Consider the following 23,759-nt stretch of genomic DNA (forward strand, 5'->3'; position numbering starts at 1 on the left):
AACACCTCCGTCAAGGACACATCTTCATCGGTCGCGTCTTTGCGCCCTATGCGGATATTTTCCATGACGGTATTGTTAAAGAGAACCACATTCTGGAATACCACGGAAAAATCTTTCATCATGGCAACTGAATCGACCTGCGCAATATCCGTGCCGCCAAGTGTGATTTTTCCACCGTTCACATCGTAAAAACCAGCCGCTAAATTTGCAACCGTACTCTTTGCACACGATCGCAGTCGACAGGATCGAACCCCAGAACTGCGGAACGGTATGAGAAAAACAGACTGTAAAACAGGAAATCCAAAATGACATCCTGATCACCGATCGCAGCATGGAAATTTTTAAAAGATCAGTACAAACACTGCGACCGGCATTACCACTGCCCCCGTCAGATCAGGAAGCTGATGTGCCAGAAAATTTTCGGTCAACCCTGCATTGTCATCGATCACTTTCCGCAGGCGTCCGCTGGCATTTGCGCTAAAATATCCCTAACAACACTTTCATATCCCGCTACAATCCTATCAACACTTCCGCACTCCAGACACAACAATCCCGGCGAAAAAGTCCAGTATTCCACCAAGCGCAATCGTGCCTGCAAACAACAGTATCAGTTCCAAAAGATCACAAAACCGATCAATAAAAAGATGATCGTATCAGACGCAAAGAGTTCTCCCAATATCGGTAAATACCTCATATTTTCTCCCCGCTCTAATCTATTCCAGTTTTTTCATAACAAGTCCAAACAACTCTGCCTTTTTCCACCATCACAAAAAACTGACAGACACAAGATGCCGCTCAGCACAATTCCTTCACAAAATTTCCACCTTCAAAATAAATATCATTTCCTTCACTGTCTTTATGAAACGAAATCCGCTGTGTTCCAACCAGTTGAAAACCAACACTGTTAAGTAATCCAACAGAAAGGAGATTATTTTTTGCTGTTCCGGCATATATTTTTTTTACGCCCTGTTCTTTCATATAATCAAAAATTGCAAGCAGACTTTCTTTCGCATATCCCTTTCCCTGATATTGATCAAGGAATCCATATCCGATCTCATATATTTCTTCTGTATACCCCCTTTCCCTCAGTCATTCATTTACAGAATGTCTTTTCCTTTGCAGTAAAAAAGTGTCTAAATCAAATCTCTAACAATGCCTCATCCCTACAGTCCCAGCCTCCGATACCGGTTCACGCACGCAAACACTTCCTGCTTTCTCGGCATTGCAAGTCCGCACGGCAGATAACTGCTCTCGCAGACTGCTGCGATCCCCCTCTTCTGCAAAACATCCCAAAGTGCATCGACCGCCTGTGTCAGTGTGTGTTTCCCATCAAAAAAATGGATCTGCATATATTTTAACATATACCCCAGTGATGCAAGCTGTTCCGTATCCATAAGCTGTTCCACATAGCGGACGTCTATGACTTCCCGGTTGATAGAAATAGAATCCCTTCCCATCGTTTTCATCTTTAAGCGGTTGTCCTCACGAAACATCCGGTCAGGCTTTACTTTTCTATCAAAATCAGGCTGCTTTGACGGAGCAATGTCCTGTTTTGGAAGCGGGAACTCTGCCGCTGCCTGCTTTGCTGACTCAGTGATCTCAATCGGCTCGTAACGGTTCATCTGGATGATGCAGTCTGCCTTGTGAAAATAGGAACCGGAGCTTCCGGCAACAAGAACCGTTGAAATACCATATGTGTGATACAGTTCCTCCACACGGTCAATAAAAGGCACGATCGGCTCTGCATCACGGTTGACCACACGCTGCATCAGCTCGTCACGGATCATAAAGTTCGTTGCACTGGTATCCTCGTCGATCAGAAATGCTTTTGTGCCCGCCTCCATCGCCTCGATTACATTCGCCGCCTGCGACGTGCTTCCGCTGGCATCTTCCGTATAAAAGGATACCGTATCTTTCCCATTCGGCAGGTCATGAATAAACATGGAAATATCCACGTCACGGATGCTTCTTCCATCCTCGGCACGGATTTTCATCGCTGTATCGTCCGTGATGACATACTCCCTGCCATCCCCTGCAATGTGGTTATAGACACCTGTCTCAAGCGCTTTTAACAGTGTTGATTTTCCATGGTAACCACCGCCTACGATCAGCGTGATGCCCTTCTTTATTCCCATTCCGGTCAGTTTTCCGTGGTGTGGCAGCGTCAGCGTGACGGAGAGACTTTCCGGTGACTGAAAACGCACTGCATCCTTCATCGGTCTGCCGGAGACACCGGACTCCCGCGGCAGGATCGCACCATCCGCCACAAACGCACAGAGTCCCATCGGATTTAACTGCTCCCTGATATATTCCTGATCCTCGGCGAGATCTGCTGCTGCCTCTACCGCTTCTTTTTTCAGTGAACGATAATATAGAGAACCTTTCACACACTCCGGCAGAAAATCAAAGAAAATCTTTTCGAGTTCTCTTGCATTGACCGTTCTCCCGTTTGCCGGAAAACCGATCTCCATGCGCAGCACAATATCGCCGTTTTTTGCATCCATCTGACAGGCACTGCGCTCTAACACTTCCTGTCCCGGACGGCTGACCGCCATAAGACCGCTCTTTCCGGAACCTTTCGCTTTAAAGGAAACTTTCTCGACTTGGCGCGCAAACTGGCGCAGCAGATAATCCTGCACAGCGATTCTTCTGCAGTCTTTCTGATAAAGATGTTCCGGAAATCCCGCCTGTTTTCCACGGACATGGATGCTTACCTTCGATGGTGCTGCAAACGGATCTCCCTGCACATGGTCAATGGAAAGCACATATCCAGGAAACTCATAAGTCCCCCTTGTGTCCTTATATGCCGGATAACCTTTATGGTCGATACGCTGTAATAAATTTTTTAACTCTGCTGCTGTCTGCATAATTCCCTCCTGCTAAAAAAGCATACTTTCCTGCTCTATCGTACAACCGGTTTTTAAAATATAATCCTTAAGTTCTTTTAATTCTGCCGGAACTTCTGTGTCCCTTACTTTTTGCAAATATTTTTCATCCCGTTTTTCCCCATATTCCTGATATTTGAAAAACGTCTCCCCATCCATTGCAAGCGGTTTCACATCCGGAAAAATTTTCTCTTTTATATTCATAAATATACGGATTCCGCCATAATCTAAGTCACTGGTGTGAAAATACTCTGCCCCCTGCTCTCCCAGACACTCCCTGAGATTTTTCAGGAAAAGCCTCTCTTTCGGTGAGAAAAAACCGTGCGAATAGACAAGCAGCGTTCCCTCTTCATATGACATTTCCATAAAATTGGCTTTATTTTCAACCGTTACAATTTTTCGGATCGTCTGCTCCGGCAATAGTTTTGCATATTTTAATGTCTCTGCATTTAAAATCGTACCATAGGCAAACAGGGCGGTATCAATTTTGTTTCCTGCAAGCTCAAACTGCAGCGGACCTTTGACAGAAAGTTCCTGATGGTATGTCTCAATCCCAATTTCCGATAATACTTCGTCATTTCCCATAACTTCTTCGTCAGCATCCACATCCGGGCAAAATTTTCTCGCATCCGAAATAATTTTATCCTGGACTGCTCTCTGAAATGATTTTGAATTTTTCAGGTATTTTTTACTGAATATCCGTCTTGAAACCGGTTCCTCTATCTCATTTAATCCGGCTAACGTGTTAAAATAAATTTCCTTTGTTTCTTCATCTTTGCATATTTTCGGAATTTTTTCACGTTCCAGGTCATTTTCCAGCTCCCCAATACATTGATCGATCCATGGTTTCCAGGTCTGCTGGCGCCCTCTTAATTTCTGTAACTCCTGACGAAGTTTCAAAAATGGTTCAAAATAGCGCTCATATTTTGGCACCCGCCCATCCATTTCATAAAATCTCGGAATATCAGACAAACGATATACGATCTGCTCTAGTTCACTTCCCCTTGTGTACCATCCACTTATCTTCTGCCCTTTTCCATCCTGTAACAGATGACGTGCCTGCAACTCTAAAACCTGCCTGTTCAGCTCTGTTTTTCCGATTTCATCATACAGCGCCTGAACGATTCTGATAGAACGTTTCCCATCATTTTGCCCCTGATTAGGATATTTTCTCCAATCAGTATCGCCATGTTCATAATCATCAAGGATCACCTGAACGATACTGGTTCTTGTCTCTTTTTCCTTCTCCTTCTTCAACCGCTCTTACTCCTCCTCCACAACCAACTGTGAAAAATCCTTTTTCTCAAACTCCTGAATCGAAATGCTCTTCTTATTCGGATTCGCATAAACGAATGTCTTATCTACATTTTCAATGTAATTCTGGATCTTATCGTTTGTTGCACTGATGATCGCCTGAAAACCAAGCCCGCGGATGAGCTCGATACAGCTCGCCACTTTCTCTGCATCCATCTTGGAAAATGCCTCATCTAAAACAACAAGACGGATCGTCGGACGTCTTGTCAGTCTTGCAGACAGATTGATATGGTATGCCTGCGCAAAACTTGCAAGCAGTGCAATGTAAAGCGGGTTCTGTCCCTCACCGCCGGAATTTTTCTTGATCATCTTGCTAAGACCAATGACAAGACGTTCATCACCTTCCACGATCTGTTCCATCTCAAATGAAAGATACGTACGGTAATCTGCATACTTCACCATGTTCTGTTTTGCCTCATCAAGTTCCTGCTGCGTGGCATTTTCCGGCGGAATAAAGATATGGATCAGATCACTCATCAATATACCATATTTATTTTCATGCTCCATCGAAAACAGATTCATCTGATGCTCCATCGGCGATGCAAGTGAGGACGGATCGATATCTAAGTCCTCATCCATAAACATATCATAAAATGCGCCGTCGGCTCCCTTATTTCTCGTGATCTTAAACTGATAGCGGTCTTTACCAAAATTCAGGTTGCGGATGATACGGTTTAATTCATCCCTGCGCACATAGGCTTCTTTGATAGCGCTGCGGATCTTGTATACAAAATCCTCCTTAAAATGCTCCACTGCTGCCTTTGCCTGCTCAGCCGCTTTTTTCTGGTATTCTTCCAGTTCATTGCAGGAAAGTTCCGAGAGCAGGCTGTCATAATCGTCATTATTCTCTGCGCTCGCTGAGAAATCACGTTTTGGATGATTCTGAAGATAATTCATACGTACATCCACCAGTTTATTTTTCTGTACATCACACTGACCGGACACCTGTTCCATTTCTTCCTGTGTCGATGCTTTCAGGCTGTCATATTTTTTATTTTTCTGCCCGGCAATATAAACCTCAAATGCCTCTTCTTCCGCAGCGGAACCGCGAAGTTCTCTTTTTTTCGTAAGAAGTTCCTCATTTTTTGTAATGAAATCACTGCTGTCTTTTTCAATGGCATCTTCTTTTTTCCGGATCTGGTATTTTAAGTCATCGATCTTATCTTCCAGATCTTTTTGTTTTTCGTGAATCTCTTCTGCCTGTTTCTTTAAGATTTCAACAGTACCGGCACCGATCTCTGCCATTTTCTTTTCTGTTTTTGCCTTTTGTTTTTCCTTTTCTTTCTTCTCCGAAAGATCTGATATCAGGTTCTGGTATTCCTCAACCGTATCATTTAAAAATTCCTGGGCAAGAATATTTTTCGCCTCTGTCTCACGCTCTCTGTATTCTGCTCTGTCCTGCTCTAATTTCTCCAGGCTGGCTGCAAGTTCCTTCTGGCGCTGTTTCTTACTCTTTTCACCAATATATACATGTTTCTTATAATTGTCTGGATTTAAACGGCGTAACTGATAACTCTGGTATAATAAACAGTCTGCCGTCACACCGATCTTGCACTGGCGCAGTTCGTCCACCGAAGTACACTTGATGACATTTCCGAGTAAGAAGTCCACAAATGCCCTCACATATGGCTCTTTTGCTTCTACTTCTTCTGCAAGCGCATTGTCTTTTACGCGCCAATCCTCCTGCATCAGCTTTTCCGTATCCACTAAAGATACACGGAAGAAACGCTTCTCGTCGAGTGTTTCGTATACTTCCATCGCCTGTTTGACATAGGCAGGCTCCACGATCAGCGCAAGTTTGTTCCAGGAAAGATAACCCTCGATCGCATTACGCCATGTTTCATCTTTAATATCAATGAGATCTGCAAAAATACGGACCTGGATATTTTTTCCGGTCTGTTCAGAAAGTTTTCTTGCAATTTCGGATCTCGCAAGTTCTAACTCTCTCGGATATGCTTTTTTACCAAGTTTTAACTCTGTGAGTTCTTTCTCTAACACATCCGCTTCTTTATTCATGGAACGGATCTCCGAGGAAGCCTCCTGCCTGTCCTTTTCTGCCTCTTTCTGCACTTCGACCAGGCTTCGTTTCAAACGTTCGATCTCCTCTCCGGTGATCGTGCCTTCTTTGAACTTCTCGATATCCCATAGAATCTGATTCGAAACGATATCTACATCTTCCCAGCCGTTTAATCTTGCACAGATACCATCCCACTTGTTTTTACTTCGCTCTAAAAGGCTTAAGTTTTCTTCCAAACTCTTTAACTGCTCTTCTAATCTTGCATAACCGGTTCCGGCGATCTGCTCATTGATCTCGCCGTATTCTTTTTCATAATTTTCTTTTACCTGAAGCAATTCTGTAAGACTTTCATTCTGCAGTACGACATCCTTTTTCCAGTTTTCCACACGCTGCTGCATTTCCTCTATGGTCTGCTCTAACTGTAAGATCGTCAGTTTGTCCATCCGGTAACGGCAGTTTAACAGTTCTTTTTTCTTCTCCTCCATCACCTGATACTGTGCACTGATCTGCTTTAATTCTTCGATTTCCTGCATCGTGGCTTCGATCTTACGGCACATTCTGCCATAAAGCATCGCCCCCTCCTGCATGTCCTCGATATGGATGTCCTGCTCCATGCAGATATATTCTTTTACAAAATCCTCTAACCGGATATTCATTTTAAATGGGATCGCACGCTTAAACAGGCGCGGGAATTTTTCCATATCCAGTCCGCCTAAATAGACATCATAAAGGTTTCTGCGGAATCTCTCATTATTAGAAGTGTAAAACATCTCATCTTTGGGGAAATTCTGCTGTAAATAGCTGCGCACTTCACCGATCGTCATTGCGCGGCTCTCTGTCCGGTAATCCCCCGGGATCAGCTCGCCCTTATGCCAGAAAAACAGCCTGTTTATCTCATTGGTAGCGGTCTCCACATCAAACACAACACCGATACATTCTTTTTCTTTTGTGATCGTCTGTTCCATCTCAAGAACAATCGTCGTGGAAAAGTTTTTGTTTCGCTTATACTCTGCCTGATTATTCTCGCCAATGTTGATCATACCGCGCAGGTACTCGATCAGGCTTCGGTCAGAGTCATCTGCCGCTGCCTTGTTGAAAAATCCACGTCCATCCGTGTTCGCATAAAGTACGATCTGCATTGCATCGATCACTGTTGATTTTCCACTTCCGGAATGACCGGTAAAAAAATTGATGCTCTCGTTTAACCCTAACACCTTACGGTCAATATAATGCCAGTTATTGAGGCAGATTCTGGTAAAAACTTTATATGCCTGATTCATCTGTTCCATCTTCTGTCTCTCCTTCCTCATCCACATTCATTTCTTCTGGTTCAAGATCACTTTCTTCATCCGTCATATCATTTTCTGAAAGTGCTTCCTCACTGTTCCACTCCAGATTCTCCTGACCGGCTACCTCATCACTTTTTACCTCATCAGAAAAACTGCCGAGCAGCCCGTTTACATCCTCCCGCATCAGCACTAAATTGATGCACGGATAGATCATGATCCTCGTATTTTCAAGCTGTTCTTCGAACACATCCAGAAATTCTACCATCTGATATTTCTTTAAAATAGCAAATGCTTTTTTTATCTCAGTCATGGAGGACGGACCTTTGATCAGACGGAACTCTCCTGCTTTTCCATTCAGTTCTCCAAACGTCGTTATAACATTGACACTGGAGGAAACTGCCGCCATCTTTTCGTCGTAGATCAGTTTTAAAAGCAGCAGGTAAATCGTTGCAAGTTTCGGCAGTTTCTCCCCGATTCCGTCTGTTCCCTCCAGATAAATGATTCCAAGCTCTGTATCCTGGCTTAGTTTTATCCCTGCAACCGCAAAATACTCCGTCAGAAATTCCAAATGCCTGTCGCAAAAATCGTACATGCGATCCGGCATCATGCGTCCGTATTTTTTATCATATTTTCGTTCCGGCAGAAATGTCTGGGAGAGCAATGTTCTTATCACTTCCTGCATCCGCTCCACATCCTGCGTATTTAACTCTTCGTAACCTTCAAACATTAATTCTGTTCACTTTCTATTGATTTTTGCTTTGTGCTAAAAGTCATTTTCGGATAACAATAATTGCCATTCTGAATCTGACTATCCTCCACCTGTACCCGGTATCTGCTGTTTTTGCGCATACTGATATCGTAGGCAAGGATCAGCTTTTCAAATGACTCATCATCCGCTATATCCATATGTTCTGTTTCTAAAATACCATCTGTCATCTTCTCTTCGATGAACTCTTCGATCTGTTTTGCCGTATAACGGTGTTCAATCTTATTTAAGCGCAGTACATCTTCCCTGGAAAGCTCTGCATCTTCCTCTTCTTCCTGCAGATCATCCTCAAATTTTCTGCGGCGTCTTCTCTTATAAAGAGGATTATCACTCAAAACATCAAAAGATGACAGATTCATGTGCCCCGCCACTTCTTTTAACATCTCACTCTGTTCACTTTCCGTCTCAGCCGCTCCAAGTCTGTTCAAAAGCAGGATCAGCATACCGTGACGCTCTGTCTCATCACTGAGCAGATAATTTAACCGGCTCACAGTTGCACGGATATACTTGCTGTGTTCTTTGTCCATGTTTGAGATCCGGTGTTCAATGTCATCAAATCCACGCTCGATCTGGTCGATCAGATCCAACACATCTTCCTGTCTGTTTCTTCTCGCATGTAAAAATGGCAGATCCTCTTCTGACCGCTGCGTTTCAAGTACAGAAGACCTGCTTCCCGCATTTTTCTGCTCCATGCGCTGTTTCTGCCGGATGCGCTCCACCCAGACGTCATCCTCCCGCATTTCCTTTAACCAGCGTTTAATGTCCATTTTATAAATATAAAAATTGTCACTCGTCTTTAAAATGTGGTATTTGCGTCTGACAACTTCCTCCACATAGCCCTCTAAATGCTCCTTTAACAGTTCGTCATAAGACTGTTTGTTCAAAAGGCGTTCAAAAAATTTATCCATGTTGTGCAGCATATCCTGCAGTGCCTTATTCAGTTTTCTGGTATTGACAAGTGCTGTCTTTAACATGGCAAGATTCATGCGGTGGTCATTCTTAAAAGAAAAAAGAGTCGCATAAACATTCTGGATATAAAGATCCGTGTCATCTAACGGTTCGTCCGCTAATTTTTCAAATGCCTCGATCATCACTGCCGCATAATCCGGTATGACGATATTGGTAGTCATTGCCTCATAATCTTCAATTTTTCTAAGCCATTTTGTGCGTACCAGCCAGTTTAGGATTCGTCCCGGCAATGCAGTTTCTACATCTTCCTCTGTCTCATTATCCTCTCTCATAAAGGCATAACGACGAGAGGAGCACATGTCACTTAAAATCTGGACACATGCTTCTCTGCTTAAAAAGTAATTGTTGTACTGGTATTCGTCATTGATGGTCAGAAGTGCTTCTATATAGATGTCCCGGTTTACGGACCGGAACAGGCCCCAGAAAGATGCTGGGATGTCGTATATCAATTTCACGTTATTCTTTCCTTACTATCATTTCTTACAATCTCATGATACACTGCTTATCTGTATCTGCACACGTCTTATTTTTGCACAATGCATGCAGCATATCCGTCTGCACACACTTTATCTGGTGCGTGATTCATGCAGCATATCCATCTTCATCTCGTAATATGCCGGACTCATATCCAGATAATGTTCATGTGGATTTTCAAAACGCTGTTCTTCTTCCCACACTTCGGTATTAAGCTGTTTTTCCACATAAGCTCTGATATCTTCTAAGGTTTCCGGCTCCACGATACGTTTTCCTGCCTTTACGACCTGCTGCTGAAGTTTTTTCGCTGTGCAGTTTTCAAAAGAACGGTTTTTCCATGGTTTTTCCGGATCCGCATAGCGGTATGGCACAGACATATCAACTTTCTCTCCTGCCTTTGTGATCAGATCTGCAACGGAATGTCCTGCTTCATCATAGATACGGTACACATCTTTGAGTCCCGGATTTGTGATCTTCTCCACATTTTCTGAGATCTTGATACGCGGAGCAAATGTACCGTTTTCCTCCACTGCCGAAATCTTATATACGGCACCAAAGACAGGATCTGATTTTGCAGTAATCAGACGTTCACCGACACCAAAACTGTCGATCTTTCCGCCCTGCTGTAAAATGGATGTGATCGTATACTCATCTAAGCTGTTTGAAACAACGATCTTGCAATCCTCTAATCCCACATCATCTAACATCTTACGGATTTTTTTGGAAAGATATGCAAGGTCACCGCTGTCGATACGGATTCCCTTTAATCTTTTTCCCATCGGCTCTAAAACTTCTTTTGCCACACGGATCGCATTCGGGATACCGGAACCGATGACATCATAAGTATCTACTAAAAGCACTGTTCCATCCGGATAATTCTCTGCGTAATGTTTAAATGCCTCATATTCATCCTTATAATACATCACCCAGCTATGTGCCATGGTCCCACTGACCGGAATATCAAACATCTGACCGGCAAGCACAGTTGCCGTTCCGACAGCGCCTCCGATATAAGCAGCTCTGGCACCATAAACTGCAGCATCCATATTATGGGCACGGCGTGCACCAAAATCAGAAACTGCACGTCCCTCTGCCGCACTCACGATACGTCTTGTTTTTGTTGCGATCAGCGACTGATGATTGACCTGTGCAAGCAGTGCTGTCTCAATAAGCTGTGCATCGATTAACGGTGCAACTACCGTAATGACCGGCTCATTCGGGTACATGATCGTTCCTTCCCGGAACGCATAAATATCACCGCTGAATTTAAAATCTTTCAGATAAGTGAGAAAATCTTCGGTAAAAATGTGAAGTGAACGGAAATATGCAATGTCCTCCTCATCAAAATGAAGATTTTCAATGTACTCCAAAATCTGCTCTAATCCTGCAAAGATCGCAAATCCACCGCCGTCCGGATTACTGCGGTAAAATACATCAAATGCAACTCTCGTATCCTTGTCCTGATCGTTAAAATAACCATTTGCCATCGTCATTTCATACAGATCCATCATCATTGTAAGATTTCTTGTTTCACTCTGTTTCATCATAATCCTCCATGCCTGCACCTTGCTGCGCAGGGTGTATTTCCTATCGTTTCAATTCCGATAACAGTTCTCTTTTCCGTTTTCCGATCAGAAGCTGTTCATTATATGTCATATACCGATCACAGGTATGCTCCGCCAAAAACATTGCCGCTTCCGGTGACAAGGTCAGTTCTGTCACAAACACAACCATCTCCTCACCATCCTCAAATGCCTGTTCCATAAAATCAAATGCATGCTCTAACGCATCCGATGCATCCTGCTCTGATTCCTCTAATGCCTCTCTTTGGATATCAAATCCTGTCTTCGCCTGCGCAAAACTTTCCTTTGCATCCAGACCTTTATCCGGCATATTTTCTTTCCAGAGAGCAAATATCTGTTCCCATCCGGCTGCCTGTGCCTTCGTACAAAGCTCCGCCTGTTTTTCTGCTTCTACCATTGCCATTTTCTCCTCAAGCAATGCCTGATAACAGTCTGCCGGTGCTTCGCCCTCTTTCAGATGTCTTTGATATTCTTTTAAAAATTCATACCAGTTATCCGTGATCTTTTTCTTTTCCTGCACTTTTACAAAAAATGCAGACAGACCATCCAGCAAAAGATTGACCACACTCAGTCTCTCATCGAATGCTGCCGCGTAAATCCTTGCAAATGTCTCCGGTCTTATCCTGCCCGCAAGGATATCTGTGATCCCATAGTCATCACGGTACTTGCGGTACAGTTCAAAATATGCCGCTGCATCTTCCGCCACATCCTCATGATGGATAAACTCACGGATGACACCCTCATCCACCGGCAGATCCATCTCCTCATAAACCTGCATCAGATTGCTCAGATCTTCCCAGCCACGCGCTGTCACAAAGCGGATACCATCCACATCTGCCTCCACGCGGTAAAAATTTTTCTGTCTGAGTTCCAGATAACTTAAAATGGCATTGTGAAGATGTTTTTCCCTCGCATATTCTTTCCATACCTTATAATCAGCCTCAATATTCAGATAACGCACACGATCTAAGGTGACCATATCAAAATCGCGGACTGACTTGTTGTATTCCGGCGGGTTTCCGGCTGCAACGATCAGCCAGCCTTCCGGGATCGCCTGGTTGCCAAACGTCTTACACTGTAAAAACTGCAGCATCGTCGGCGCCAATGTCTCTGAGACACAGTTAATCTCATCAATAAACAGGATTCCCTCTTTCTGCCCGGTTTTCTTCATCTTGCGGTAAATACTTGCAATGATCTCACTCATGGTATATTCCGTAACAGAATATGTCTTTCCTTCAAAAGACTCCTCTTTTATCATCGGAAGTCCGACTGCACTCTGTCTCGTATGATGAGTGATCGTATAGGCGACCAGTCCGATCTTACACTCTGCGGCGATCTGTTCCATGATCTGCGTCTTTCCAATGCCGGGCGGTCCCATCAGAAGGATCGGACGCTGTCTGATCGCAGGGATACGGTACTCTCCCTGTGCGTCTTTCGCAAGATACGCCATCACCGTATGCTTAATTTCTTCTTTTGCCTGTTTTATATTCATTTTCGAAATCTCGTTCCTTTATTTGTTCGCCTACTATCTTAATACATTTTTGCTGTTTTTCCAATCATTTTTGGATTTTATTTCAAAAAAAGACAGGCAAACACAATCTTTACGATTTGCCTGCCTGCTTTTTCATACTATACCCTTATCTTCCTTCAAGATTCTTAAGAATCACATCCATATCATACTCCGGTGCCATCTGCAGCCCAACTTTTAACGATGCTCTTACATCGAGAACATTTCTGTTCCTAATCAGCAACACCTTATTCAGCATACTTCATCATTGCATCCACGATCTCCGGGTATCTCCAGGTAACTGTCTTACGGTCAAGAAGTCCAAATAACTCTCCGTCCCCTGTGAATGCATTATTATCCCACCAGTTGCAGCTCATGCCGTAAGCGCGTGCTGCAGCAACATAGTATGCAGTACAATCTACACGGCTCTGCAGGTTTCCGTTTTTGTCACGGGAACCGAACTCTCCGATCATAACCGGTATCTCATTACTGATGTATTTTGCATACAGTTTTTCCATCATCTGATCGATATCATTGGTACTTGTCTTGTCGGAAGCATCAAAATGATCTGTGCTCTCATTTTCCGCTGCAGCCTGCAGTGCAAAATGATATGGGATATAAGCATGCACAGAAACAATGATCTTCCCATCATTTCCGGCAGTATCTGACGGCAGTACAAACTTGTCATTTAAGACTCCGTCCGCCGACGCATCATAACCCGGCACCATCAGATAGCGTATAGCATTATTGCCTCCGGTTTTCCGCACAACATCCACAAAGTTCTGGTTCCATTCATTGATACATTCTACTGCCTCCACACATTCCGCAGCATTCATATCCAGCCACCACTCATGATCAGTATCTTTCAGCCGCGGCTCGTTGATGCTCTCAAAGATCACATGATCATCATAACCTCCAAAGCGGTCGGCAAGCTGCTCCCAGATGGATGTCATGTAGGAAAGAGACTGTTCTAAATGCTCTTTATCCGGATAACAGTATTCGAGATCCGTATCATGATGGATATTTAAGATCACATACATATCGTTATCTATCGCATAATCTAAAACTTCCTGCACACGGTCAAGCCATGCCGCACTGATCGTATATTGATCCCCGGATACATGATTATGCCATGATACCGGCAGACGCAGCGTCTGAAATCCTGCTGCTTTCACTGCATCGATCATCTCTTTTGTTGTCTTTTCACCGCACCATGACCACTCAATACTAAGTTCATCCTCTTTCTGCGCATTTGTAATTGCATCAAATGTATTACCGAGATTCCAGCCGACTTTCATATTCCGCACAAATGCCATTCCGTCTGTATCCGGTATCTTCTTCGGTTCGATCACAACTTCTGGTATTGTCACCCCAGCATCCTCCATTTCTGTCTCTGAATTATCCTGTTCTGCCACCACATCTTCTGTTGACACGTCTTTCACTTCTGTATCTTCTGCATTTTCATTCTTTTCTGCCGCCACATCAGCAGCACTTCCGGTCTCTGTTACTTTATCCGCCGGATCTCCTGTTCCACAGCCGCTAAGCAGCATACATCCTGCCACGCACAAGGCGGCTAACTTTCCCAATTTATTTAACTTCATAACAATCTCCATTTCAGAGGAACTTATCTTCTTCCGATCTCCGTATCGGATTCCCCTGTTACACTGTGTTCCTTGATATATGTTACAATCTCGTCTGCTGTTGTAAATGCAAGACCGACATAACTGTCCGCAGCACCGTAGTAAATTGCAATTCTTCCGGTTGCAGAGTCGTGGATCGTTGCACATGGGAAGCAGACATTCGGAACAAATCCGCGTTCCTCATACCATTCTTCCGGTGTCAACAGGAAATCCGTACAGCGGTATTTTACGATAGATGGATTTTCTTTATCTAAGATTGCTCCGCCGATCGAGTATACATATCCGTTACAGGTTCCACTGACACCATGATAAAACAGCAGCCAGCTATCTTCCAATTCGATCGGTGCTGCTCCGCCGCCGATCTTTAAAGACTCCCACCATTCATTGCCGCGTCCCATCACATGACGGTGTTTTCCCCAGTAAGTAAGATCTTTGCTCTCACTGATAAAGATATCACCAAACGGTGTATGTCCGCTGTCGGACGGTCTTGACAACATCAGGAAATTTCCATTTACCTTACGCGGGAACAGCACTGCATTCCGGTTAAATGGCAGAAATGGATTTTCAATCCTGGTAAATGTCTTAAAGTCCTTTGTCTTAGCCATTCCGATCGCTGCACCATAAAAATCGCCACACCAGATAATATAATAGGTATCTTCTACTTTTACCAGCCGCGGATCATATGCATATACCGGCATAAAATCGTTTCCGTCTTCATCGACAAAGCGTACTTTATCTTTCTCAAAATCCCAGTGAATACCATCTTCACTTCTTCCTAAATAAACATATGGTATTCCATTTGTCTGCTCCCCGCGGAACACACCGATGAACTTTCCTTCATACGGTATGACAGCACTGTTAAAAATCCTTGCCACCCCTTCTACCGGATTTCTTCCAATGATCGGATTCTCCTTATAACGCCATACCGGCGCGTTCACGATTTTCTCCGGTCTCTCCTGCCACGGCATGTTTGGCACTGCCGGACTGATCATTTTTACATTTCCCATCTTGCTCCTCCATTCTGCACAGACTTTCATTTTATATTTTTATTTTGTCTCTAAAACCTGTGCGATCCTTCTCCATTTTTATTCATAGCGGCATCTGTTTTCTGCCGTTTCTGATTCATTTCATTTATACCCCTGTCAACCGCTTTTTACGGTATCTCTGACTGATTTACGGCTCTGTCGCCGATTAACAGTCATTTCGAAACCGTTACGGCTCCACCACTTTCCCGGTTGATTCCCGGATCACGATATGACCACTTACCACACGTCTCACAAATGTTTCTCTTTTTTCATTGAGGCGTTCTAATAAAAGTTCTACTCCCTCAGATGCCATCATAGCGATATCCACATCCACAGTCGTGAGTCCCGACGCATTACGCCGGATGAACGGATAATTATCAAAACCTGTGACCGAAATATCCTCCGGCACACGATACCCCATCTTTTCTAACTTTTCGATCAATATACATGCTATCTCATCATTATTGCAGACAAATGCCGTCGGCATATCTTCCGGCAGAACCAGTTCTTTAAATAACCGATCTGCTCCCCTGTCCTCTATCAAATAGTCCTCCCTGTAAGGGATGTTGTAATGATGTAATGCCCTTCTGTATCCCAAATACCGGTCCATGATACTCGTGGTAGCATCAATAGAACCAACATAGGCTATTTTTTTATGTCCAAGTCCGATCAGATACTCTGTCATCTTGTATTCTGCACTGATATTGTCCATACTGACGGAATCCGTCTCCATGGAAAGATCATAGAAATCCATATAGATCATCGGTAGATTAGTCTGTCTGAGTTTTTCCAGATACGATTCATCCAGCTCCCCCATTAAGATCATCCCGTCTAACCGGTTGTCGTCCACGATCTGTGGCAGGATCATCATTTCCTGCATCCGCGTATCAGCCAGTTCAAGCATTGTCGCATAATCATAATTGGTCAGACATTTTGCAACACACTGATACATTTTCACATAAAAAGCATTGCTCGTATCATCTGTATAATAGGAAGGGATAATTACACCAACATTATAATTTTTCCCCTCTTTCAATCCTTTTGCCCCAAAGTTATAACGATATCCAAGCCTGTCGGCTTCTTTTTTTATTTTTTCACGAAGTTCCTCACTGACTCCAGCTTTTCCCGTGAGTGCCTTCGATACGGAAACGATGCTTATTCCCAGATTTTCCGCAATATCACGCATAGTCACGTTTGCCATCTGAATTCCTCCTAAAAACCGCTTACCGGTAATACCATTTTTCTTCGTCTTCTTTTGTTTCCGGTTTTGCCATATATTTTCTCAAAATCCTCTCCATAAGGAAACTTCCCACATAACAGCATACACCCGGCATAACAAAGATCATCGGAACCGGGATCAATAATGCAGACACTATGCCGGCTGTTACGATCAGTAAAAGTAAAATAGTCGTCGGAAGATGTTTAAAGACCATAAACAATGCCAGTTTAAAGCACGAAAATGCATCCATCGTAAATCTCGACAACACCGGGAACAGATAAAGCACGATCCCTGCGATCACAAACGCAAGTAACAGATATACCATTTCAAGCGCCCCTGCCATGATCGATATCTGCTTTACCGTATAACTGTGATCAAGCCACAACACTGCCGCTAATACAAGAAAGATAACTGTCAGCAGTATCCCCGTTTTTAAATTCTGCCGGTAAGAACGGATAAACTCTTTTGAAACATATCCTTCCTCACACCGCACAGCTTTTACCATTGCATAATACATTGCGATCGTCGATGTTCCGATCGTAACAACCGGAATGCATCCGATCAGCCATAAGACCGACACCAGAAGTATATTTCCAATCTTATTCGTTACCTTAAAAAACTTCGTCTCCGGTCCAAACATACTATTCATACTTTCTGTCCCTTTCCCTGAAAAAAATTCTGCAAGATAAATATCGGTCAGATATTTGTTTTGCACAATTCTTTTCGCCGGAATATTTCAATTCCGATCCGGATTACAAATGGTTAGTTATACCACGCAGCGTTTGGCAGATTGATAAAGGCACAGATTATTTTGTGACTTTGGAAGAGAATTAGAAAATCTTAGTATACCTGTCAACATACAGTGTTGTGCTGCCACGGAAGGCAGCGCAAGTCTTAATGTGCCATGGAAGGCACATTTAAGACGTACACGTCACTCTGCCATAAACTATATCAGGTATACTTAGTTTTTCTTATTCTCGTACATTGGAACAAAATCAGCAGTGACTTTATCAATCTGCCAATCACTCAACATGGCATACCATTTGTCATCCGAATCAGAATCACATATTACTGAATCTTTAATGTATCAATCTCATCCTGTAAGATCTGTTTGTTAGACTCAATCGCCTGTGATACTGTGCTGTCGCCATTTACAACATCACCGTAAAATACTTTGCTGACTGCACCCTCAGAATCAATGCTGTTCCAGAGATCATTGTTTGCAAGTGCACCAAGTTTGTTTGCAAGTGCAACCTGATCCTCATCAACAAAACCAGACTCAAACCACTCAGGATCATCACGATAAGAAATATCATCATGATACCAGTTCATCATCTCCTCAAATACACAGTAAACAGAAGTTGCATCCTCAACACCAACCGGAATCATGTAGTTGTTTGTGATCATAGCAGGTGTCATGCTTCCATCTCCGCTTGGTCCAACCGGTGCTGGGCAGATTCTCATATCAAAATCATGATTGTCGATCTCCTGGATTAAGATCCATGGCTGTGCAAATGCGAAAGCTACTTTTCCGGAAGAGAAAGCTAAAAGATCGTTGTTCCAGTCATCCTGATAAGGTCTTGCAGATTTATCTACATTGTATAACTGATCGATAAAGTTGAATGCCTCAACTGTCTTAGGATCACTTAAACCTTCTGTGTCGGAATCTGCGATCGTAGCATTGTTCGATGCGCAGAAGCCCTGAACCGTCAGTGTCCATGCGCTTCCGTATCCATATACATCCATGTTGCCGTCACCGTCAGTATCCTGTGTGCATGCTTTTGCGTATTCTGCGAATTTATCCCAGGTCCACTCTCCTTTTTCTGCAAGGGATTCCGGAGCCTCTAAACCTAAGGAATCGATCATGGCTGCATTGTATGTCATATACATTGCGCCGGATGGGATCGTGGTTGATTCATGGAATAAATAATCATCATTACCAAGCAGGTTCTGTTTTGTAAATACGGTTCCGTCTGTCATGATATCAGAATCAGCCGGTGCATAATCAGAAATTTTCTGTACATATCCGTTTGCAACCGGTGAGATACCAAACTGAAGATCTGTCAGATAGATATCGCAGTCCGGTGTACCAGCTGTGACAGAGGTATTGATACTATCGATAATTCCATCCCAGCCAAGGTTTACCCATTCGATCTTGCAGTTCCATTTTTCCTCTACGGCACGGACTGCATCCAATTTCATCTGCATAGTCTCCTCATTTGTCCAGGAGCCGCCTGCTGCCTCAATATCATCCAGAGACTGATAATTGCTGTCCCAGTATTCATCCCACCAGAGACCGATCTTTATGGTTCTTCCTCCTAAATCCTTTGCCTCATAACCGCTGTCAGCCACTGCTGCATCAGAGCCTTCCTCAGTATCTGCTGCTGTTTCGCTCTCTGCACTGTTCGTTTCTTCCTTTGTGCCTGCATCTGCTGCGTTATTTCCTGCATCTGCCCCCGTGTTAGCAGTATTTCCGCCGCATGCTGTAAGTGATGCTGCAAGTGCACCTGCTAAAAGTACTGAAACCACCTTGTTTCCAACTGTTTTCCTTCTCATGTGAAAACCTCCTTCTTATAAATAAAAATATATGTTTCCGAAGTTGCCATGCTAGCCAACGATACCACTGCGGCTGGCTCCCTCGATAAAACGCTTCTGTAATAAAATGTAAATAATGACGATCGGTATTACCATTAACACGATTCCGGCATACAGATAAAGCTGTGATACCGCTGTATCTTTGATCTGATCGATAAACTCGATCGATGCCCTTAAAGTAGAAATTCTCATACTCATTAAAAGTTTTGAGTTGATGGAAAATAATTTTGCATAAAATGTATCATTGTACTGCCATACCAGTGAGAAAATGCTGACAGTCAGTACAGACGGCATCGCATTGACTAACATGATACGAAAATACGTGTAAAACGATCCTGCACCATCCACAACCGCTGCTTCTTCAATCTCCTTTGGCAGCCCGCGGAAAAACTGGTTAAAAATATAAATATAAAGTCCTGACCGCAGTCCACAGCCTAATGCTGTCATAATATACATCGGGACTTCCGTGCTTAAAAGATTGATGCCATGTCCTGTCACAAGATGTAATATCCCAAAGATATCAAAGTTACGGAACTGTGTGTATAGCGGAAGCATCAATGTATCATTTGGAATGACGATCGTTAAGATCACACAGCCGAACAATACTTTTTTAAACGGAAACTCATATCTTGCAAATCCATACCCTGCCATGGAACAGATCAGAATCTGGATCAGTGTCAGTGAGATCACATATGCAAATGTTGTCGCAAGTGTTCTCGGATACGTCATTCTTGTAAAAGAAGTGATGTAATTCTGCAGCGTACCCTCTGCCGGAAGCAGCATGACGACCGGATTGTAGAGGTCATTTGCCGTAAAAAATGAATTTGCAATGATCGTGATCAGCGGTCCTAATATAATGTAGGAAATACCGATAATGATCACAACTTTAAGCAGCCCGATCAGAAAACCTTTGATCTGTCTTCCTGCTTTTTTTACCTGAATCTCGTCGAGAGGCTGGTCTTTTAAATTTCTGATATTCATATACTCTGCCACCCCCTAATTATAGTAAAATACTTTCTTTGAAATCAGCTTACATACAATGATCAGCAATGTGATGACGATCACGGAGCTAAGTAAACTCATCGCTACACTCACACCCCAGTCAAAGTTGACAAATGCCATATCATATGCTTTTTCCACAACATCACTGTCTACGAAAGAATCAACGATCGTATACACAACATTTGTGATGATAAGCGGAGATACCATCGGGAAAGTTACTTTCCAGAATGTCTCATATCCTGTTGCACCCTCGATCTTTGCAACCTCATATAACGCTCCCGGCACTGACTGCAATGCTGCAATAAAGATGATGATCTGCACACCGGATGCCTGCACGATATCGAAAATCCTTCCGACTGCCGCTGTGATATAGTCGAGCAATGCGACCGGAAATCCAAGATCCATAAACAGGCTCATAAAATAATCTACATTTACGCCCGATGCAACTGCCGCCTCCGCAGATACTGCTGCAACACCGCCGGTAACTGCCTCCCTTGCCATCTCGATCGCATTATTGATCGCTCCGGCATTCATGATGATAGGCAAAAATAAGATTGCACGGACAAGTGTTCTCCCCTTAAACTTTCCATTACAGATCATCGCGATGAACAGACTGAAAAAGATGATCAACGGAACATCAATGATGATATCCCGGATGGAAGTTGCTAAGATCTGGTTGTAAGTCGGGTCCTGAAACAGTGCATATTTGAAATTATCAAGTCCGGTAAACTTTAACGTATATCCACCGGATTCAAGCATCTCCATTTTGCTTAAACTAAACCGCACTGCCTGGATCAGGCTTTTTACATAAAACCATAAAAATCCGATCAGCCACGGTGTGATAAATGCAAAACCTGTCAGGGCACGTTTCTGCAATAACGATAACTTTTTCTTTTTCTTCATTATGCCTTACCTCCCTTTACCTGATAACTCATTGCATCTACAGTCACACCGCCCTCTGTGATACTCTTATCTGTTTTATTAATGTAAATAGAAACGCCGTTGTCATATTCTGTCTTAACAAGACCGCCATCTGTCACTTCGTGATGAACCATTGCTGCTCCCTGCACCTGTTTTAATGCCCCATTGATCGTCTGGTATGCATTTATGGCATCTTCCATCCAGGTCTGATAACAGGTGGAATACTGGTCTGCCGAGGAAGTATATTTCATAATGCTGGAATCTTCCCAGGAAAATGTAAATCTCGGTGCACATCCATACTCGATATAAGTAAGAAGAAGCGCATCATCAATATCTGCATCCCGTAGGTTCAGTGCCTCCCCGGAGTAATCAATACTTCCATGAATGACCATCTGGTAAAATGGTATCTGCTCGTCAATGATATAAAACTGGCTGTATTCTACCGGCGCATCAATGATGTCGGACACATAACCAAATGTGTATGCGTTGCCGCCCTCTTCCATCAGTGTCTTTTCTGTCGCCGCAAGTTTTCCATATTGTGCTTCCACAATCTGTTTCGCTGCCTGTCTGTCGATCAGTTCTGTTCTCTTTTTATCCGAAGCGAGCACATTCGAAAGATCCCTTAAACAGATACCGCTGATATCGTAATTTGTGATCTTACCTGTAAATTGATCTACATAACGGTTTAAAAACTTCGGTGAGATCATATAATATGCAAGCTCATCATACCATTCCAAGGTACTTGTCTGCCGCATTGTCGCCGGGTTTACGGCCCCGAGTTCTACCACATAACCGGAATAATATTTGGATGCCTCAAGCACATCATTAAAACGTTTCGAAGTATAAGGTACTTTCTGGAATGAAACATTTCCATATAAAGCTCCGCCGTTTTCCTCTAAAACATCACTTAAATGTTCAAGTTCTTTTTTACTTCCGACTTTCTTAACCAGCTTGATCTTATCTGCCACATCATGATAGATACCGCCGTTGAACCAGCCCTCATAATTCATGCGGATCTTTGTGATATCCTCTCCGTAAAACTCTTCTAAAATCTTTTCTGCTTCCCCGTATGTGGTCATTGTCGAAATTCCGGTGTAAGGAATGCCCATCACATGCTTTTTCGTTTCCACTCCGCCAAGAACATCTAAGTACAATGGAATATCTCCGGTTTCGTTTGTCTCTTTTAAGGTACCCTCTTTGATGAGCTGATCCCGGTAACATTTTGCCATACCGGAATAATCTGCCTTATTTCCGGAAAGGAAGGAATAACATACGGTAAGATTTTCATCGTAAATATTATTTTCAAGTACCGGTACGTCTGCCTGGTTTCCGCTGACACCAAACATATTTAAAAGCTCAATCTCTCTGACGCAGAACTCCGGATAAACATAATTGTAACTGTTGAGTTTTCCGGATACATCTGCATTTACGATCGCAAGTGCATCACCACCTGTGATCCTGCCTAAAAATGCGCTGTCACCGTTTTTCATTCCGAATACCGGAATCCTTGCATCCTCCGTATATTCTGTCACAACGTAACTCTGCACAACCGGATCGATTCCATAGATGTTCTGGCTGTATGCAGCATTTTTACATCCATTATTTAAATTGATCAGTGCTCCTGATCCGTCCGGCACAAACATATAACCATCCGCATCCGTTCCCGCTGCCCCGAAGAATGGCAGAACCCTTATTCTTGAAATTACAGCTCCGCCTTTTTCCTCGATCTCTTTTGTCGGAACAGATACGCTAAGTCCATTGTCTGTCAGGCGGTACTCAAGTGGAATGGTAAAGGAAATATTCTCTTTCTCATCCGTCTCTGCCATATCTACTGCATAGTCATCTGCAGTGTATCCTGCCTGTTCGAATAATTTATTTAATTTTCCCATTCCGACTTTTGAGGACTGCGCTTTTTCATTCAGTTTATATACCCCGTCTTTCAGACGGAACTTTGCTTTTACCGTCCTGGCATCTTTCTTATCCAGCTTATCTAACACCAGTGTCTGCAGACGTTCCTCTGTGATCTGTAACGGCACGATTCCGGTTGCCGAATCAAGATCCGCAAGTGTATATGTATAGCGGATACCGTCTTCAATGCTCTCTGCTGTGAACTGTCCTTTTTCGATGCTCATATCATAATTGTTCATCGTAGCACTGTTCCTTGCCGCATTGTAATAGGTAAGTGTCAGTGTTGCGTTCAGTTCTGCCGCATTTACCCCGGAAGCGATCGCATCAGAATCACGTCCCACCGGATTGGAATAAGTAATATTACCGGATTCTTTTTCATAAACCGCGATCTCTGTCGTCTCTGTGTTGGTATAAAGTTTTAACGTATCGTTTTCTGCAACTAAGACCATGCCAGGTACACATGTTTTATCATCTTTTGCTGCCTGAAATTCGCTTCCGCTCTCCACTTCATAGGAAGAAAGATATTGTTTGTACGCATCATATCTGAAATAACGGAATACGACATTTGCGATCACACCCACGGCTATGACCGCTGCCCCTGCGGCTACAACCACTTTCCATTTTATTTTCCGTTTCATAATAAAC

17 protein-coding genes and 1 pseudogene are annotated in these 23,759 nt (G+C 43.3%); all 18 read right to left on the minus strand.

Annotated elements, in window-relative coordinates:
* Positions 1–17: 17 nt before the first annotated feature.
* A pseudogene (locus DW650_RS03680) lies at positions 18–221 on the minus strand (ATP-binding cassette domain-containing protein); the annotation flags it as partial.
* A gap of 574 nt (positions 222–795) precedes the next feature.
* A complete protein-coding gene (locus tag DW650_RS20735) occupies positions 796–1,089 on the minus strand; it encodes a GNAT family N-acetyltransferase (RefSeq protein WP_118209079.1) in 294 nt (97 codons plus the stop codon).
* A gap of 74 nt (positions 1,090–1,163) precedes the next feature.
* Complete coding sequence (locus DW650_RS03690) at positions 1,164–2,867, minus strand: ABC-ATPase domain-containing protein (protein WP_118209080.1); 1,704 nt, start codon at positions 2,865–2,867, stop codon at positions 1,164–1,166.
* Between the two features lie 12 nt (positions 2,868–2,879).
* Positions 2,880–4,142, minus strand: a complete 1,263-nt coding sequence (locus DW650_RS03695) for a Wadjet anti-phage system protein JetD domain-containing protein (RefSeq protein ID WP_118209081.1) — start codon at positions 4,140–4,142, stop codon at positions 2,880–2,882.
* 6 nt (positions 4,143–4,148) lie between these two features.
* Positions 4,149–7,505: an ATP-binding protein gene (locus tag DW650_RS03700; protein WP_118209082.1), complete on the minus strand. Its 3,357-nt coding sequence runs from the start codon at positions 7,503–7,505 to the stop codon at positions 4,149–4,151.
* Positions 7,480–8,232: a DUF4194 domain-containing protein gene (locus DW650_RS03705; RefSeq protein ID WP_117918592.1), complete on the minus strand. Its 753-nt coding sequence runs from the start codon at positions 8,230–8,232 to the stop codon at positions 7,480–7,482. Before DW650_RS03705 ends, DW650_RS03700 begins: the two co-directional genes overlap by 26 nt.
* Positions 8,232–9,695, minus strand: coding sequence for a Wadjet anti-phage system protein JetA family protein (locus DW650_RS03710; RefSeq protein ID WP_118209083.1), 1,464 nt, complete (start codon positions 9,693–9,695; stop codon positions 8,232–8,234). The genes DW650_RS03705 and DW650_RS03710 overlap by 1 nt, the downstream gene beginning before the upstream one ends.
* A gap of 111 nt (positions 9,696–9,806) precedes the next feature.
* Positions 9,807–11,258: a nicotinate phosphoribosyltransferase gene (locus DW650_RS03715; protein WP_118209084.1), complete on the minus strand. Its 1,452-nt coding sequence runs from the start codon at positions 11,256–11,258 to the stop codon at positions 9,807–9,809.
* 43 nt (positions 11,259–11,301) lie between these two features.
* Positions 11,302–12,789 (minus strand): AAA family ATPase, encoded by a 1,488-nt coding sequence (locus DW650_RS03720; RefSeq protein WP_118209085.1) that lies wholly within the window; start codon positions 12,787–12,789, stop codon positions 11,302–11,304.
* Positions 12,790–12,934: 145 nt separating this feature from the next.
* Entirely contained in the window at positions 12,935–13,063 is a 129-nt protein-coding gene (locus DW650_RS20285) for a hypothetical protein (protein WP_256451912.1), read from the minus strand.
* Entirely contained in the window at positions 13,053–14,405 is a 1,353-nt protein-coding gene (locus tag DW650_RS03725; protein ID WP_243102848.1) for a glycoside hydrolase family 5 protein, read from the minus strand. Before DW650_RS03725 ends, DW650_RS20285 begins: the two co-directional genes overlap by 11 nt.
* 23 nt (positions 14,406–14,428) lie before the next feature.
* Positions 14,429–15,451 carry a glycoside hydrolase family 130 protein gene (locus DW650_RS03730; protein WP_117918602.1) on the minus strand — a complete coding sequence of 341 codons (1,023 nt, stop codon included), beginning with the start codon at positions 15,449–15,451 and terminating at the stop codon, positions 14,429–14,431.
* A gap of 205 nt (positions 15,452–15,656) precedes the next feature.
* A complete protein-coding gene (locus DW650_RS03735) occupies positions 15,657–16,670 on the minus strand; it encodes a LacI family DNA-binding transcriptional regulator (protein ID WP_118209087.1) in 1,014 nt (337 codons plus the stop codon).
* 22 nt (positions 16,671–16,692) lie between these two features.
* The gene (locus DW650_RS03740; RefSeq protein WP_147350137.1) at positions 16,693–17,337 is read right to left on the minus strand and encodes a YesL family protein; all 645 of its coding nucleotides are present in this window, start codon (positions 17,335–17,337) and stop codon (positions 16,693–16,695) included.
* Between the two features lie 419 nt (positions 17,338–17,756).
* The gene (locus DW650_RS03745) at positions 17,757–19,244 is read right to left on the minus strand and encodes an ABC transporter substrate-binding protein (RefSeq protein ID WP_118209089.1); all 1,488 of its coding nucleotides are present in this window, start codon (positions 19,242–19,244) and stop codon (positions 17,757–17,759) included.
* 51 nt (positions 19,245–19,295) lie between these two features.
* Positions 19,296–20,264, minus strand: a complete 969-nt coding sequence (locus DW650_RS03750; protein WP_117918610.1) for a carbohydrate ABC transporter permease — start codon at positions 20,262–20,264, stop codon at positions 19,296–19,298.
* 15 nt (positions 20,265–20,279) lie between these two features.
* Positions 20,280–21,188 carry a carbohydrate ABC transporter permease gene (locus tag DW650_RS03755; protein ID WP_117918612.1) on the minus strand — a complete coding sequence of 303 codons (909 nt, stop codon included), beginning with the start codon at positions 21,186–21,188 and terminating at the stop codon, positions 20,280–20,282.
* Entirely contained in the window at positions 21,188–23,752 is a 2,565-nt protein-coding gene (locus DW650_RS03760; RefSeq protein ID WP_147403001.1) for a DUF5696 domain-containing protein, read from the minus strand. Before DW650_RS03760 ends, DW650_RS03755 begins: the two co-directional genes overlap by 1 nt.
* Positions 23,753–23,759 lie beyond the last annotated feature (7 nt).

It is taken from the genome of Roseburia sp. AM23-20, from assembly GCF_003470905.1.
Classification (GTDB): Bacteria; Bacillota; Clostridia; order Lachnospirales; family Lachnospiraceae; genus Roseburia; species Roseburia rectibacter.